The organism is Halorarius litoreus, from assembly GCF_024362405.1.
In the GTDB taxonomy this organism is placed as follows: domain Archaea; phylum Halobacteriota; class Halobacteria; order Halobacteriales; family Haloarculaceae; genus Halorarius; species Halorarius litoreus.
Map to the genome: position 1 here is coordinate 3,925,819 of NZ_CP101454.1, position 15,376 is coordinate 3,941,194.

The 15,376-nt window shown below is 68.0% G+C and carries 17 protein-coding genes; 11 read left to right on the forward strand and 6 right to left on the reverse strand.

What is annotated here, in order from left to right; all coding sequences use genetic code 11:
- Positions 1 to 64 precede the first annotated feature (64 nt).
- The 10 genes from NL126_RS20575 to NL126_RS20620 all read left to right on the forward strand — a co-directional run bounded on the left by NL126_RS20575 (position 65) and on the right by NL126_RS20620 (position 8,884).
- Complete coding sequence (locus NL126_RS20575) at positions 65 to 538, forward strand: type IV pilin domain-containing protein (protein WP_255196756.1); 474 nt, start codon at positions 65 to 67, stop codon at positions 536 to 538.
- A gap of 151 nt (positions 539 to 689) precedes the next feature.
- On the forward strand, positions 690 to 1,169 hold the full coding sequence (locus NL126_RS20580) for a type IV pilin domain-containing protein (RefSeq protein ID WP_255196757.1): 480 nt from the start codon (positions 690 to 692) through the stop codon (positions 1,167 to 1,169).
- A 109-nt stretch (positions 1,170 to 1,278) separates the two neighbouring features.
- Positions 1,279 to 3,747: a hydrogen gas-evolving membrane-bound hydrogenase subunit E gene (mbhE, locus tag NL126_RS20585; RefSeq protein WP_255196758.1), complete on the forward strand. Its 2,469-nt coding sequence runs from the start codon at positions 1,279 to 1,281 to the stop codon at positions 3,745 to 3,747.
- Positions 3,744 to 4,217: an MnhB domain-containing protein gene (locus tag NL126_RS20590; protein WP_255196759.1), complete on the forward strand. Its 474-nt coding sequence runs from the start codon at positions 3,744 to 3,746 to the stop codon at positions 4,215 to 4,217. The genes mbhE and NL126_RS20590 overlap by 4 nt, the downstream gene beginning before the upstream one ends.
- The gene (locus NL126_RS20595; RefSeq protein WP_255196760.1) at positions 4,214 to 4,597 is read left to right on the forward strand and encodes a sodium:proton antiporter; all 384 of its coding nucleotides are present in this window, start codon (positions 4,214 to 4,216) and stop codon (positions 4,595 to 4,597) included. Before NL126_RS20590 ends, NL126_RS20595 begins: the two co-directional genes overlap by 4 nt.
- Complete coding sequence (locus NL126_RS20600) at positions 4,587 to 6,143, forward strand: complex I subunit 5 family protein (RefSeq protein ID WP_255196761.1); 1,557 nt, start codon at positions 4,587 to 4,589, stop codon at positions 6,141 to 6,143. The genes NL126_RS20595 and NL126_RS20600 overlap by 11 nt, the downstream gene beginning before the upstream one ends.
- Complete coding sequence (locus NL126_RS20605) at positions 6,140 to 6,703, forward strand: Na+/H+ antiporter subunit E (protein ID WP_255196762.1); 564 nt, start codon at positions 6,140 to 6,142, stop codon at positions 6,701 to 6,703. Before NL126_RS20600 ends, NL126_RS20605 begins: the two co-directional genes overlap by 4 nt.
- Positions 6,704 to 6,731: 28 nt before the next feature.
- A complete protein-coding gene (locus NL126_RS20610; protein ID WP_434084174.1) occupies positions 6,732 to 7,001 on the forward strand; it encodes an MrpF/PhaF family protein in 270 nt (89 codons plus the stop codon).
- Positions 6,998 to 7,348 carry a monovalent cation/H(+) antiporter subunit G gene (gene mnhG, locus NL126_RS20615; protein WP_255196763.1) on the forward strand — a complete coding sequence of 117 codons (351 nt, stop codon included), beginning with the start codon at positions 6,998 to 7,000 and terminating at the stop codon, positions 7,346 to 7,348. Before NL126_RS20610 ends, mnhG begins: the two co-directional genes overlap by 4 nt.
- A 270-nt stretch (positions 7,349 to 7,618) precedes the next feature.
- Complete coding sequence (locus tag NL126_RS20620; RefSeq protein ID WP_255198903.1) at positions 7,619 to 8,884, forward strand: hypothetical protein; 1,266 nt, start codon at positions 7,619 to 7,621, stop codon at positions 8,882 to 8,884.
- A gap of 6 nt (positions 8,885 to 8,890) precedes the next feature.
- On the opposite strand, the gene NL126_RS20625 is transcribed toward NL126_RS20620, so the two are convergent.
- From NL126_RS20625 to NL126_RS20635, 3 genes are read right to left on the reverse strand one after another with little or no spacing between them, the layout of a single operon-like run.
- Positions 8,891 to 9,763, reverse strand: coding sequence for a hypothetical protein (locus tag NL126_RS20625; RefSeq protein ID WP_255196764.1), 873 nt, complete (start codon positions 9,761 to 9,763; stop codon positions 8,891 to 8,893).
- Positions 9,764 to 9,807: 44 nt separating this feature from the next.
- Complete coding sequence (gene coaBC, locus NL126_RS20630; RefSeq protein ID WP_255196765.1) at positions 9,808 to 10,965, reverse strand: bifunctional phosphopantothenoylcysteine decarboxylase/phosphopantothenate--cysteine ligase CoaBC; 1,158 nt, start codon at positions 10,963 to 10,965, stop codon at positions 9,808 to 9,810.
- 26 nt (positions 10,966 to 10,991) lie between these two features.
- Positions 10,992 to 11,747, reverse strand: coding sequence for an FAD-dependent oxidoreductase (locus NL126_RS20635; protein ID WP_255196766.1), 756 nt, complete (start codon positions 11,745 to 11,747; stop codon positions 10,992 to 10,994).
- Positions 11,748 to 11,906: 159 nt separating this feature from the next.
- Here NL126_RS20635 and NL126_RS20640 point away from each other — a divergent pair, with 159 nt between their 5' ends.
- Complete coding sequence (locus NL126_RS20640) at positions 11,907 to 12,419, forward strand: SRPBCC family protein (protein WP_255196767.1); 513 nt, start codon at positions 11,907 to 11,909, stop codon at positions 12,417 to 12,419.
- A 3-nt stretch (positions 12,420 to 12,422) separates the two neighbouring features.
- On the opposite strand, the gene NL126_RS20645 is transcribed toward NL126_RS20640, so the two are convergent.
- From NL126_RS20645 to NL126_RS20655, 3 genes are read right to left on the reverse strand one after another with little or no spacing between them, the layout of a single operon-like run.
- A complete protein-coding gene (locus NL126_RS20645; RefSeq protein WP_255196768.1) occupies positions 12,423 to 13,007 on the reverse strand; it encodes a plastocyanin/azurin family copper-binding protein in 585 nt (194 codons plus the stop codon).
- A 51-nt stretch (positions 13,008 to 13,058) separates the two neighbouring features.
- Positions 13,059 to 14,120: a M42 family metallopeptidase gene (locus NL126_RS20650; RefSeq protein ID WP_255196769.1), complete on the reverse strand. Its 1,062-nt coding sequence runs from the start codon at positions 14,118 to 14,120 to the stop codon at positions 13,059 to 13,061.
- A 55-nt stretch (positions 14,121 to 14,175) separates the two neighbouring features.
- The gene (locus tag NL126_RS20655; RefSeq protein WP_255196770.1) at positions 14,176 to 15,237 is read right to left on the reverse strand and encodes a polyprenyl synthetase family protein; all 1,062 of its coding nucleotides are present in this window, start codon (positions 15,235 to 15,237) and stop codon (positions 14,176 to 14,178) included.
- Between the last annotated feature and the right edge of the window lie 139 nt (positions 15,238 to 15,376).

Below are 15,376 nucleotides of genomic sequence, written 5' to 3' on the forward strand. Positions count from 1 at the left end.
TGTAATGCATAGCTGGTTCGAGGGGAGTGGGCGACCACGGGGCCCCTGCGGACGGAACACAATTATGCAACTCAAACAGCTGTTCGACGGCGACGAGAGAGGCGCGACGCCGGTCATCGGCATCGTGCTGATGGTGGCGATTGCCGTGATCCTCGCGGCGCTCGTGAGTACCGAGGCACTCGCACTGGGGCGGCACTCCGCGGAGGCAGGGCCATCGGCGGTTATCCAGTTCGACTACGACGCGTCCGTGACTGGGACGGAGGGCGACGCGTGGGGCCGAGACAACACCGGCGGCACCTACGACGGCCAGTTGACCATCTCGCACGAGGGGGGTGAAGCCATCCCCGTCGGCCGCCTGACGCTGGTCGGGGTCGACGGAACGGAACTCGCGTTCTCGCAGCCCAGTGGAGTCGGGACCCACTTCGACGCGGGCGACGAGCTGACCGTCTGGGTCCACGAGGACGACACGGTCCGCATCGTCTGGGACTCGCGCGAGGGCACGAAGTCCACCGCCGTCGCAGTCTGGGAAGGCGCCTGAGTCCGGAATCGGTACGTACGACAGACGACCGGGGTGGGAGAGACCCGGTATCGTCTCGACGGAGCGGGACAAGCACGTGTATTTATGGTTAGTGAACAGTAGCTTCTGGTAGTAATGTGGGGGGCAGTCCACGCGTGGAGGCCGGCCGTCGATGCTTGAACGATTGAAGACCGACGCCCGGGGGGTGACGCCGGTCGTCGGTATCCTCATGATGATCGCCGTCGCGATAATCCTCGCGTCGCTCGTCAGCATCCAGGCGTTCGGCCTGTTCGGCGTCGCGAACGACCCGGGGCCGAACATGGACATCGCGTTCAACTACTCCACGAGTGCGCCCGACACCGCCGAGGACTCGTGGGGCCGAAATAACACCAATGGCACGTACGCCGGACTTCTGACGTTCACGCTCGAACAGGGCGAGGAGGTCTCACCTCAGCGGTTCGAAGTCGTCGGCGCAGCCAACCTCGACGACGGGGCGTTCGCGTCGACGGACGAACTCGACGGCGAGGAGTTCTACGAGGTGGGCGACACGCTCCGCGTCTGGGTCGAAGCTGACGACACCGTCGTCATCGTCTGGCGCGACCCCGGTGGAGAGAAGACCACCGCCGTCGCCGTGTGGGACCACGGGCAGTGACGGCGTCACCCGGGGGCGTCGGCGGACGGCGCCACCGGAGATAGCGGCAATCGGCCCGTAGTCGCCCGCTTTGAGAAGCATTAAGTCCGGCGCGGGCACCGTTCCGCGTGTGCAACCGAGCCCCGACGCGTTAGTCGCCGCGCTCGCGCTCCCGTTCCTCGGAGCGGCGGCGACCCCGCTCGTCCACCGGCTGCTCGGCGAGCGGACGGCGTACTACGCCGCGGCCATCGCCGCAGCCTCGTTCGCGCTCATCGCCGGTCAGTACGGCGTCGCGCTCCACGCCGACCCCGCAACGAGCGGCGTCGGCTTCGAGTGGATTCCCGCACTCGGGGTGTCGCTTTCGTTCTATCTCGACGGCCTCGCGCTCCTCATCAGCTTCCTCGCCTCCGGCATCGGGATCCTCATCTTCGTCTACTCCGGCGGCTACATGCACGGCGAGTCGGGCCAGCTCAAATACTACGCCACGCTGCTCGCGTTCATGGGGTCGATGCTCGGCGTCGCGCTCGCCGCCGACCTCGTCGCCCTGTTCGTGTTCTGGGAACTCACCTCCGTCACCTCCTTCCTCCTCATCGGCCACTACCAGCGGACCGATTCGGGGCGGTACGCCGCCCGGAAGTCCATGCTCATCACGGTCTCCGGCGGGCTGTTCATGCTCGTCGGCTTCCTCCTGATCGCGTTCGTCGCCGGCCAGTCGAGTGAGCTGACCCGGACGCTCACGCTCGTCGGGACGCCCGACTCGCTCATCGCGAACGCCGAGGCCGTCCGGGCGGCGCTCGAATCACAGGGACTGCTGCTCCCCGCCATCGTGCTCGTCGCCATCGGGGCGGTCACGAAGTCGGCTCAGGTACCGTTCCACATCTGGCTGCCGAACGCGATGGAAGCCCCCACACCGGTGTCGGCGTTCCTCCACAGCGCCACGATGGTGAAGGCGGGCGTCTATCTGGTGGGGCGGTTCCGACCGCTGTTCCTCCCCGAGTCGGCGACGCCCGACTGGATGCTCGTCATCGCCACGCTCGGGCTCGTCTCGATGGCCATCACCGCGATTCTGGCCGTCGGTGCGACCGACATCAAGGAACTGCTCGCGTACTCGACGGCCTCGCACCTCGGGCTCATCATCGCCGGCTACGGGCTCGCGACCATCTACGGCGCCGAGACCGGCGCGTTCCACATCCTCAACCACGCGCTGTTCAAGGCGACGCTGTTCATGGTTGCAGGAATAATCGCCCACGAGGCCGGCACGCGCTACATCCCCGACCTCGCCGGGCTGCGGAAGGAGCTCCCGATTACCGCGGGCATCACCGCCGTCGCAGCGCTCGGGATGGCCGGGGTCCCGCCGTTCAACGGCTTCTACTCGAAGGAGTTGCTGTTCGAGGCCACGTACGAGATCGCCGCCCTCGAAGGTGGACTGTTCTGGCTCTACCCCGTCATCGCGGTGTTCGGCAGCGTGTTCACGTTCCTCTACTCGATTCGCTTCCTGATGCTGTTCTTCGGTGAGAAACCCGAGGAGCTCCACGCGCACCGCCCGCCGTGGGCGATGCTCGCGCCACCGCTCCTGCTCGCCGGCATCGCGCTCGTCGTCGGCCTCGGCGGCGTGACCGGCACACTGGGATTCCACCTGACGCCGGTCGAGGAGTTCGTCGCCGCCGTCACGGCCTCCAGCGCCGTCGGTGAGTTCCACGGGTTCAGCTACAAGTTCCCGACCGAACTCACGCCGTACGTCGTGATGAGCGCCATCACCATCGTCGTCGGCGCCGTGGCCTATCCGTTCTACGACCGGCTCCACCGTGGCGTCCGTCGGCTGCGTGCGGTTCCGGTGACGAGTCCGAACTGGTACTACGACTCCGGGCTCGCGGCCGCGAACCGGCTGTCGCCGACCGTCGCCGGAGTCGTCCACAACGGCGTCCTCCGCCGGTACGCCTACACCGTGCTGGCGGCAGTGAGCGCGCTCGCACTTGGTGGCTACGTCGCGGCAGACGCAGCCCTCCCCGGCTTCACCGGCTTCGGCGCGACGCTCCCCATCGCACTGGTCCTGCTGGTGGCCGTGCTGGGGGCAGTCGCCGTCCTCGCCGCCAACTCCCACGTCGCCGGCGTGCTGACGCTCTCCATCCTCGGATTCATGGTCGCGCTGTTCTTCGTGCTCGCCGATGCCCCGGACCTCGCGCTCACGCAGCTCGTCATCGAGACGCTCGTGCTCATCATCTTCCTGCTCGTTCTCGACCGCATCCCCTCGTGGTACGGCGAACTGAGGAACCGCGAGGTCGTCGCCGACGTGCTGCTGTCGGGGACCGTCGGCGTGACCGTGTTCTTCACCGTCCTGCTGGCGACCGCCGCGAAGCCTGACGACGGCATCGCACAGTTCTTCGTCGAGACCGCGCCCGTCCCCGAAGAACACGGGATGTGGATTCTCGACGCCGGCGGCGGTGGCAACATCGTGAACGTCATCCTCGTCGACTTCCGGGCGTTCGACACCCTGGGCGAGATCTCGGTCGTCGCGATGGCCGCGCTCTCCGTGCTGACGCTCATCGGGATGCGTGGCCGCGGCGAGCGTGGCGACGGCAACGGAGGTGACCACGCGTGACCCAGGAGCGCGAGACGACGGTCATCGCGAAGACGGTCACGCGGACGGTCGTCCCGCTCATCATCGTGGTCGCGATCGCGCTGCTGTTCCAGGGCCACAACCTCCCCGGCGGCGGATTCATCGCGGGCGTGCTGACCTGTACGGCCGTCGCACTCACCTACATCATCTACGGCATCGAGTTCATCCAGCGCGACCTGCTCGGCGTCGACGGGGCTGGCCCGGGCGTGCTCGCAGGGCTCCCGCGTTGGTACGCCCGGCTGTTCGCCGTCGGGCTCGCGCTCGCCGTCGTGTCGGGAATCGTCGCCATGCTGCTCGGCTACCCGTTCCTCACGCAAGCCGTGGTGTTCCTGAAGGGCGTCCCGGTCTACGAGGAGTTCGAGGTGGCGAGCGCGTTCGCGTTCGACCTCGGCGTCTACTTCGTGGTCGTCGGGGGGCTCATGACCATCGTCGCGGTGGTGGGACGCGAATGACCCAGTTCGTCCTCGCGGTCGTGCTCGGGCTTCTGTTCGCGTTCGGGACGTTCCTCGTCCTCCGGCGTGACCTCGTTCGCGTGGTCTGGGGCGTCACCATCATGTCGCAGGCGACGAACGTCTACCTCGTCACGATGGGTGGGCTCGCCGGCGCGGTGCCCGTCATCGCCCACGGTGCCCACGGCGAGACGGGGGCGATCACGGACCCGCTCGTGCAGGCGCTCGTCCTGACGGCCATCGTCATCGGCTTCGGGACGACCGCGTTCGCGCTCGTGCTCACCTACCGCGTGTACGAGGAGCACGGCACCATCGACCTCGAAGAGCTCGGGGAGTACGACCCCGTCGGGGCGACCGAGGGAGGTGATGGCGATGGCGCCTGAACACGTCGTCATCGCCCCGCTGCTCGCAGCGCTCGCCACGGCCGTCGTGACGCTGCTGGTGCGCCCGTACGGCCGGCTCCAGCGCGCAGTCAGCGTGCTCGGCGGGCTCGCATACCTCGGCGGCGTCGCGGTCCTGTTCGAGCGCGTCACCGCGGGGGGCCCGCTCGTCTACCAGCTGTCGAACTGGGACGCGCCGTTCGGCATCGTGCTCGTCGCGGACGCGCTCGCCGTGTTCATGCTCGGGCTGGCAGCCGTCGTCTCGCTCGCCGCCCTCGTGTTCTCCGTGTGGTATCTCGACACCGACGACCAGCGGCTCTCGTACCACGCGCTGTTCCACTTCATGCTCGTGGGCGTCACGGGGTCGTTCCTCACCGGCGACCTGTTCAACCTGTTCGTCTGGTTCGAGGTGATGCTGATGAGCTCGTACGTGCTCGTCGTGTTCTACTCCGGTGCGGAACACACCAAAGCGGCTCTCCAGTACGCCGTCCTGAATCTCGTCGGGAGTGCGGTGATGCTGCTCGCCATCGGGGGCATCTACTCGGTGACGGGCACGCTGAACATGGCGGACATCGCCCGTCGGCTCGCCGCGCCCGCCGAGTACGGTATCACCGAGTCCGTGCCCGCCGTGCTGGGGCTCTCGGCCGTCCTGTTCGCCGTGTTCGCGCTCAAAGCCGGCGTCGCCCCGTTCCAGTTCTGGGTGCCGGCGGCCTATCGGGCCGCTCCCGCACCCGTCACCGCGGTACTGGCGGGCGTCGTGAAGAAGGTCGGCATCTACGCGATGGTGCGGCTCTACTTCACCGTGTTCGCTGCGGCCACCCTTCCCGTCTCCCTGCCGTTCGTGGAGGGCTCGTCGTTCCTCGCGTTCTTCGGCCCCGTCATGTTCCTGATGGCCGTCGCGAGCATCCTGCTCGGGGGCATCAGCGCCGTCAATCAGCCGGACGTCGACGGCCTGCTCGCGTACTCCTCCATCGGACAGGTCGGGTTCATCGTCCTCCCGCTCGCGGTCGCCGCGACCGTCCCCGACGTTCGCGTCCTTGGTATCACCGCCGCGCTCGTCTACTCGCTGAACCACGCGCTCGCGAAGGGACTCCTGTTCCTCGGGTCGGGCGCGACGTTCCGCGGCGTCGGTTCGGGCCGCTTCGCCGACCTCGGTGGCCTCTCCGAGCGCGACCCCGTCCTCGCGGGGGCGTTCTTCGTCGGCGCGCTCTCACTCATCGGCATCCCACCGCTGTCGGGGTTCTTCGGGAAATTCCTCGTGTTCGACGTCGGGGTCCGGGCGGGCTCGAACCTGGTTCTCGGGGCCGCGCTCGTCGGCGCGATCCTCACCATCGCGTACTTCTCGCGGGCGTGGAACCGGGCGTTCTGGGGGCCGCCAGTCGAGTACGACCGCCGGCCCGCGCTCGTGGCGGTCGTGGTCGTGCTCGCCGTCGTGGTGGTGGCGGTCGGCATCGGCTTCGACCCGGTGTTCGAGGCCGCCACCCGGGGCGCGGAGGCCGCGGTGAACCGAAGCGGGTACGTGGACGCGGTCCTGGGGGTGAACCGATGACGCGCAAGTGGCCGATCGTCGGGCTCGTCCTCGCGGTGCTGTGGCTGTTCGTCCGCGGCGTCCACCTCGACGCGGTCGCCGGCGAGTTCCTCATCGGCCTGGCCGTCGGGATGCCCGTCGCGTACGTCCTCCGGCAGTTCTACCAGCCGGAGTTCACGATGGGGCGCACGGTACAGGCGGCGCCGTGGGCCGTCCGCTACGTCGCGGTGTTCATGTACGAGCTGCTGACGGCGAACGTCGACGTCGCCTACCGGGTGCTCCGGCCGTCGATGCCCATCGACCCGGACATCATCGCCGTTCCCCTCAGAGTCGAGTCGGACGCCGCCGTCACGACCATCGCCAACTCCATCACCCTGACCCCCGGAACGCTGACGATGGACCACGACAGCGAGACGAACACGCTGTACGTCCACGCCATCGCCGGCGACGTCGACAGCGTCGTCGACCCCATCCGCACGTGGGAGGACTACGCGCTGTACATCTTCGACGAGGACGCCGACCCGTCGGACCCGGCGCCGCCCGCGCGCAGCGGCCGAACGCGAGGTGGTGTCCGTGAGTAGCGTGGCCGAGACCGCGGCGGTGAGCCCACTGCTCGAGGGGGCCGTTCTCGTCGGGATCGTCGTCGCCGTGTTGCTGGCGCTCGGCGCAGGCTATCGGGTGATGCGGGGGCCGACGACCCCCGACCGGGTCGTCGCGCTCGACACCATCGGCACGAACGTCGTCGCCATCGCCGTCCTCTACGCCATCAGTCAGGACCGTGGGCTGTTCGTCGACGTGGCGCTCGTGCTCACCATCATCGGCTTCATCAGTACCATCGCCGTGGCGCGGTACGTCACGGAGGGGGACATCATCGAATGATTCGCGCATACCTCACCATCCTGTTCATCGCCGTCGGGACGTTCTTCCTCCTCGTGGGGACCGTCGGCCTGCTTCGCCTCCCGGACGTTTACAACCGGATGCACGCCACCTCGAAGGCCACCACGCTCGGCGCGGCGGGCATCTTCCTCGCCGGCTTCGTCCACTTCGGCCCCACTGGCGCCGGACTGGTCTCGCTCGTCGGCATCGTGTTCCTGTTCCTCACGGCGCCGACCGGCGCGCACATGATCTCCCGGTCGGCCCAGCGGATGGGGGTCGACTTCGCGCTCGACGCGCGCTGGCCTGGCGGCGAGAGCGACGAGGTCGACGACCCCACGGACCAGTCGTGAGCGGCTGGTAGGACGATCCTACACATCCATAAACGGGGGGTTTTACCGCTGGTGTCGTGCCCCGGTGTATCGGTTGTCGGCCTGGAGTGCCGTGCCACGACATTACAGTGGCGAAACAGGTACGGTCACAGTACAGTAGCTACAGCTTATTCCACGAACTGAAGGATAAAGCGAACAATACTGCCTGTTTATTCCGGCGAACAGCTTCTACCTGCCATCTACTCTGTCGCTAGAGCGCATCGCGGTCCAGCGGCGGGGAAGGGACCGCAGATGCAGACACCATCCAGACACGTCCGATTACTCGCCATCCTCGTCTCGGCTGTCGTCGTCCTCGGTGCGTTCGGGGCGCCGGTGCTCGCCGACAGCGACGACACCGACCGGGGGCACGGTAACGACTGCCCCGCGGTTGACGACGAAAACCCGGGGAGCAGCGACGGCGCGACCCATCGAGCGACGAACGCCCACTGTACGGACTCGACCGACGTCGGTGCCGATGCACCGACGCCGACCGCCGACCCACCCACAGCCACAGCGACCCCGCAGCCGCCATCGGAGCCGGAGGCCACGCCCACGGCGACCCCTGCAGTGACACCTGACGGAACGCCAGTCGCCACGGAGACACCGGACGACACCCCGACTGGGACGCCCGAGGTTACACCCACGTCGACACCGAGACCGGAATCGACACCGCCGGAAACACCGACGGCAACGCCGACGCCCGAGGCCACACCCACGCCGACACCACCGACAGACGGCGACAAGGGCCACGGAAACGAGTGTGCGCCGGGTGACGTGGACAACCCAAGCGACAGCACCGGACCGAACGACAGCGCGACGGCACCCAACTGCGTCACACCTGAGCCGACACCGACGGAGACGCCGACATCGACGCCCACTGAGACACCGGCACCCACCGAGACACCGGCACCCACCGAGACACCGGCACCCACCGAGACACCGGCACCCACCGAGACACCGGCACCCACCGAGACACCGGCACCCACCGAGACACCGGCACCCACCGAGACACCGGCACCGACGCCCGAACAGACACCATCGCCGACGCCCACATCGTCTCCGACACCCACGCCGACTCCCGAAGCCGGGCCGACCGGGAGTACCGGTAGCGGCGGAAGCGGTGGAGGCGGAAGTGGCGGGAGCGGCGGCGGAGGCGGGAATGGCGGAAGCAGTAGCGGCGGTGGCAGCAGCTCCGGCGTCGGGTCGACCGGCGGAAGCGGCAGTCAGCCGGCCGCCGGGACCAGCCAGACCGACGACCAGACCCCGACACCACAGTCCCCTGGCTCGACAGGTGTGGTGACACCGACGCCGACCCCAACCCCGACGCCCGTTGACACCGTCACCCCGTCACCGATACCCGTCGCAGACGGCAACGGGAACGGCGCCGACGGTGCTGTGGAGACGACCACAGAGCCCATTCCGGTCGAGTTGGCCGGCGGCAACACGAGCCTGCTGTGGCTGCTCATCCTGTTCGTGCTGGCGGTACTGGCAGTTACGGTCGCACGGCGGGTCACCTGACCCGCGTCAGTCCACGTTCAGCCCGCCCGACAGCACGGCCAGATACGTCGCCACGTACCCGAGCGCGTAGCCAAGGACGTGCGAGTAGATGTTGACGACGGTGCCGTCGGCCGACACTTCCGTCGGGAACGCGACGAAGAGGTAGCCGACAAACACGAGCGCGCCCACGAGCAGGAGTTCGACGGTGCCGGCACTGCCCACCGCGCGACGGATGCGCCCGTGGTGGGCGTCTCCCCAGTCCTCGACGACGGGAAGGAGGAACAGCACGCCAGCGAGTAGCGCGGCGGCGGCGATAGCCGTCCCGTAGAGGCGCGGCCCGGAGACGAGCGCGATGAGCGCGAGGCCGAAGAAGAACAGCCACTGCGAGCGGACCCGGTCGACCGGGGCGTGGAGTTGCTGGCCCGCCATCCCGAGGATGGCGACCGGGAGGTAGCCGACGAACGCGAGCAGGATGCCGGAGAAGCCGACGCCGAGCCGCGGCCGGGCGAACACCAGGTTGAGCGCGGAGAGCGCGAGCGGAAACGCGACCACGAACGCCGTGAACACGACGAAGAACTGGCGTCGGCGACCGGCCGCGACCGAGAGGACGTACGCCGTCGGAACCACGAGCAGGTAGCCCATCAGGTTCACCCGGAGATGGCCGGCGGAGAGGTGGACGAAGTGACTGGTGTACGCGCTGAGCACCGTGGGTGCGTCGTACGCGAGTGCGAGTCCCTGTCTGGTCGACGCGGGGAGCGCGAACACCGCGAGGAGGACGAGTGGCACAGTGAGGAGGACGAGTGCGTCCGTGCGACGCACCCCCTGCCGGACGGCCGCACCGAGCGCACGGCGCTCGAGATGTTCGTCGACGCCGACCCCGTCCGTCGTTGCCCGTTTCACGTCACTCGGATACGCAAGCAACCCCCATAGGCGTATTGCACGACTCAGTCGCCGAGTACTCCCACGAGCTCGTCGGCGAGCCGGAGCCCGAGCCCCTGTTTGTCGCCACGGTACTCAGTCACCTCGCCGTCGCGGACGAACAGGACGCGCGTTTCGTCTTCGCCCAGGACCTCCGCGCGGTTGGCGACGACGAACGCCAGCCCCGCACGGTCGAGCTGTTCGGTGGCTTTCTCGACGAGCGCATCGTCGTCGCCCGCGGTCTCCAGTTTGAACCCGACGATGGCGAGGTCGGGGTACTGCTCGCGAACAGTGTCGATGAGCTTCGGCGTCGGGTCGAGGTCGAGCGTGAGTTCCTGCCCGGAGCGGATCTTCTCGTCGTTCGTCGCCACGGTGTAGTCGGAGATGGCCGCCGCCGAGACGAGCGCGTCGGCGGCAGCGGCGTGGTCGAGCACCGCGTCGAGCATCTCGGCGGCCGACTCGACGGATTCCACGCGGGCGTACGGCACGTCGGGGCCGTCGTGAACGAGGACGACGTCGGCGCCTCGGACGTAGCAGCCGGCAGCCACGGCCCGACCCGTCCGCCCCGACGCGCGGTTGGTGATGGTCCGGACGGGGTCGATGGGCTCCGAGGTGGCCCCGGAGGTGACGACGACCGTGGTCCCGGCGAGCGGCGAGGGGCCGACGGCACGGGCCGTCGCCAGCACGATGGCCTCCTCGGTCGCGATCTTCGCTTTCCCCTCCTCGACGCGTGGCTCGACGAACGAGACGCCCCACGACTCGAGTTTGTCGAGCGACTCGAGGACGCCCGGGTGGTCGTACATCGGCTCGTGCATCGCCGGGGCGACCACGATGGGGACGCCCTGCCCGAGCGCGACGGTCGCACAGGTCGTGACGGTCGTGTCGTCGATGGCGTTGGCGATCTTCCCACAGGTGTTCGCGGTGGCGGGTGCGAGCAGGAACACGTCGGCCCAGCCGTCCTCGCCGAACAGTTCGACGTGCTCGACCTTGCCGGTGATCTCGGTGACGACCGGGTTCTCGGTCGCGAACTCCAGGGCCCAGGGGTGAATGATGCCCCGGGCGCTGTCGGTCATCACCGCCCGGACCTCGGCGCCCTGTCGTCGGAGTTCGTGTGCGAGTTCGACGGTCTTCACCGCCGCGATGCTCCCCGAGACGCCCAACACGACGTTCACGCCGTCCAACATACCCGAGGGGTCGGCGGCCCCGATAATCAGTCTTCGGCGTCGTCGGTGTCGTCGGCGACAGAGGGGTGCATCGTCGGTGGCTCCGACTGCGGCTCGGCGAACGCTTCTTGCAGCCGGTCGAGCGACGCCTGTTCCCGCTCGCGACGCTCCTCGTCGCTGATCTCCTCACAGCCCGGCGGCACCTCCCGGCCGCGACCCGTGAAGTAGCCCTCGGGGGCGACCCAGTCGTGGTAGAAGGGGACGTCGCTGTCGTCGATGAGCGTGAGTGCGACCTCCGCGCCGTGACCCGCTGCGACGACGGTCTGGTGGGGCTTCTCCGCGATTCGCCCCGCCGCGTACAGTCCGTCGACGCCCGTCCGGCCGAAGTCGTCGACGTCGACGTACACCTTCGACCCGCGCTTCGTCAGCCCGACGTCCGCCAGTTCGTCGAGGTAGCCGCTGTCGGACCACGAGGTGGCGAGGGCGTAGCTGGTGGTGATGTCCGTCTCGCCGTCGGACACCTCTGCGCGCAGGCGGAGCCCATCGTCCGTCTCGCTGACGCGCGTCACTCGTGCTTCGTGGAACTCCACGCCGTTCTCGGCGGCCTGTTCTCGAAGCAGGGAGAGGAACGTCCGGGCGTTGATGCCCAGCGGGAACCCCGGCACGTTCTCGAGGTGCGCGTTGCGCGCGAGGATGGACTCCCCGTGGTCGATGACGAGCGTGTCGAGGCCGGCGCGGGCGGTGAACGTCGCGGCGGTGAGTCCCGCGACACCCCCGCCGACGATGGCGACATCCGTGTCCATACGCGAACTCCCGCACGGGGGCTTACCAAGGGTACGATTCGCTCCCGTGAACCCACTGTTCCCGAGGACTTTCGAAATGGTGTTCCAGCCGTCGTAATCACACCGTCAACAGTTCCCTAGCGGCGGAACCCTTAGGAAGCGACCACCCTATTCGAAGCCGTGGACGCAGTCGAGGTCACCACCGTCGTCTATCTACCGCGCGAGGAGGTGTACGAGTTCCTCCTGAGCTTCCCGAACTACGCCAAGTACTCGAAGCACCTCGAGGACGTGGACGTCTTCGGTGATGGCTCGCCGGGCACCGAGTACGCGCTCCACTTCACGTGGTGGAAGCTCAGCTACACCGCACGCTCGGAGGTGACGGCCGTCGACCCGCCCGAGCGCATCGACTGGCGGCTGACGAAGGACTTGGACGCGACCGGCTACTGGCTCGTCGAGTCCGTCGATCCGCCGGAGGGCCGCGACGTGGCGACGCGGGTGACGATGCGCGTCGAGTACCACCCGGAGTCGGCGAACAAGGGGGCCATCGACCTGCCGCGGCTGGTGTCGTGGGACTGGCTGTTCGAGAAACTCGAACCCAAGGTCCACGAGGAGGCCGAACGAGTCGTTCGGCGAATCGTGCGCGACCTCGAAGGAGAGAGCCGCGCGGTCGAACTGGAGATAGAAGCGTTCTGACCGTTACTGCTGTTCGTAGTCGCCGCCGTAGCGCATCAGGAAGTACGCCAGCCCGAGCGTCGAGATCATCCCGATGAACGACGCGATACCGAGCGTCTTGGCGCTGTCCGGGATGGCCGGCGGTCCGCCACCACCACCCCCACCGCCGCCCGCGTCGGCGCTGACCGTGATGGTGGCCTCCATCCCGGCGCCGACGTGCGGCTGGCAGAAGTAGGCGTACTCGCCTTCGGTCTCGAACGTGTGACTGTGCTCGTGGCCCGTATCGTACGTCGTGTCGGCACCGCCCTCGGTGCCTTCCCAGTTGGCACCCTCGGGCTGCGAGTCGACGACGATGTTGTGGAAGTCGGACTCCCAGACGAAGTTGACCGTCGTTCCGGGAGCGATCTCCAGGTCCGCAGGCTCGAAGGTGAGGTTGCCACCGGGGCCGACAGCGACTTCTTCGGTGGGGCCGCCCGACGAGCCGCCGGAGTCCGTCTCGTTACCCTCCTGGCCCGCGGCGGTCCCGGCCGCGGCCGTCGCGGCCGCCGTGCCGGTGGCCGCCCGAAGGAAGCCACGCCGACTGACCGACGATGTGTCGTCCGCACTCATGATTCGGTGTTGGGAGCACCCGCCCCTGAAGGTTCCGCTTTGCCGGCCGCGCTACAGCGAGTAGTCGAACGTGCCGGTCTCGGTTTCGAGGAACGCCACCAGGAGGTCGAGACACGCCTGCACGTCGGCGTGGTGGACGCTCTCGGTCGGCGTGTGGAGATACCGCGTCGGGAAGGAGATGGCCCCGGCGGGCTTCGCGCCGCCCGCAAACTGGATGCCGGCGGTGTCGGTCCCTCCAGAGGGAAGAATCTCGGGCTGGTGGGTGATGTCGCGCTCGTCGGCGACCCGCCGGAGCCGGCGGGTCACCTTCGGGTTCGTGATGGCTGAGGAGTCCTTCAGTTTGATGCCGGCGCCCTCGCCGAGCGTCGTGACGTACTCGCCGGCTTTGAACCCAGGCACGTCGTTGGCGACGGTCGTGTCGATTCCGAGCGCGAGGTCGGCGTCGACGTCGACACCCAGCGCCTTCGCCCCTCGGAGCCCGACCTCCTCCTGCACCGTGGCGGCGAAGTGGATGGTCACCTCGGGGTCGGTGATGGCTCGTGCAGCCTCGACGAGTGCGAACACCGACACGCGGTTGTCTATCGACTTCCCGTTGATGTGCTCGCCCAGCAGTTCGGTCCGCTGGCGCGTCGTCACGAGGTCGCCGACCGACACCTGCTCGGCGACGGTCTCGGCGTCGAGCCCGAGGTCGACGTGGACGTCCTCGACCTCGGCTTTCTTCTCCAGGTCCTCCTCATCCATCGTGTGGGGTGGGGGGCTCCCGATGACGCCCGGCAGGTCCCCATCCTCGGTGTGGACGGTGACTCGCTGGGCTTTCAGGATGCGTGGGTCCCAGCCGCCGAGCGCGTCGAGTTGCAGAAACCCCTCGTCGGTGACGTGTCTGACCATGAATCCGATCTCGTCCATGTGCGCAGCGACGATGACCGAGTAGTCCGTCTCGCCCCCGATGGTGCCGACGACGTTCCCCATTCCGTCGGTGTGTAGCGAGTCGACCTCCGGTTCGAGTTCCCGGCGGACGATATCCCGGATGCGGTCCTCGTAGCCCGGGACACCGCTCGTCTCTGTCAGCTCTACGAGGAGGTCGTAATCGAACTCGAGGTCCGCTATGTCCATGTTCGCGTTCCGGGAGCCGCGGATATAAGCGATGGCGGTCGCGGACCCAGGAGAACTAGACGTTCCGGTCCACGACGTACCGCGTGAACTCGGCCAGTTGCTCGGCGTTCTCCGCGTGGATGTCGGCCGTGTCGAGGTGATCGCGGGCGGTCGCCGCCAGTTCGAGTGCCGTCTCGCGGGCGTACGCGACGGAGCCAGCTTCGCGCATGATGTCGATGGCTTCCAGCACCTCCTCGTCCGTGTTCTCGTCGCTCCAGAGGATGGCTTCCAGGCGGGCGACGTCCTCGGCGGGCGCGTGGTCGGCGGCGTGGATGGCCATGAGCGTCTTCTTCCCCTCCCGGATGTCGTTGCCCATCCCCTTGCCGAACGCGCCGCCGTGGTCGGCCGCGTGCTCGACGTCGAGGATGTCGTCGGCGATCTGGAACGCGATGGACATGTGTTCGGCGTAGTCGGCGACCGCGCGCTCCTCGCTCCGGCTGTCGGTGATGATGGCTGCGAGCCGCGCGACGATGCGCCCGAGACAGCCGGTCTTGCAGGCACACATCTCGAGGTAGCGCGTCTCGTCGACGCGAATCTCGGGCTCGTTGTGCCAGTAGATGTCCATTCCCTGCCCGAGATGCGTGCGATTCAGTTCGTGCATCAGCATCTCGTAGGCCGCCAGACGGGTCTCCGCGTCGAGGTCGCCGGGGTTGCGGGTGATGACCTTCAGCGGCAGGAAGTACATCGCGTTGCCCGCGTTGAGCGCCACGTCGACGCCGTGGTCGTGGTGCAAGGCAGGGTCGCCGCGACGCATCGTCGCGCCGTCTTCCACGTCGTCGACGATGATGGTGCCGTTGTGGAGGATCTCGGGGATGCAGGCGTAGGGGAGGTACTCGTGGGGGTCCTCGCCGAACCCCTCGATAAGGAGGAGACAGACGATGGCGCGCCACCGCTTGCCGCCGCGGTCGAGCAGTTCCCAGATGGGGTCCGAGAGCGCGTGCTGGACCGAGACCGGGTCGTAGGCGTACGAGGGCTCACCGAAGAAGTCGGCGAGGTAGGCGTCGTCGATCTCGCGGGGAAGCAGGTCGGCGATGGCGTCATCGACGACGGGCCGCCACTGCTCGAGTACCTCGCGCATGTTCCGTGCGTGGCCGGGGGGGAGTAAAACGCTTGCGAGGAACGGGTGGCTCGACCGACGGGAGAGCCACCAGTTTGCGAACGGGGAGGAACGAAGTGAGCGACACGCGAGCAGCGTGGCTCGACCACAGAGAGTGACA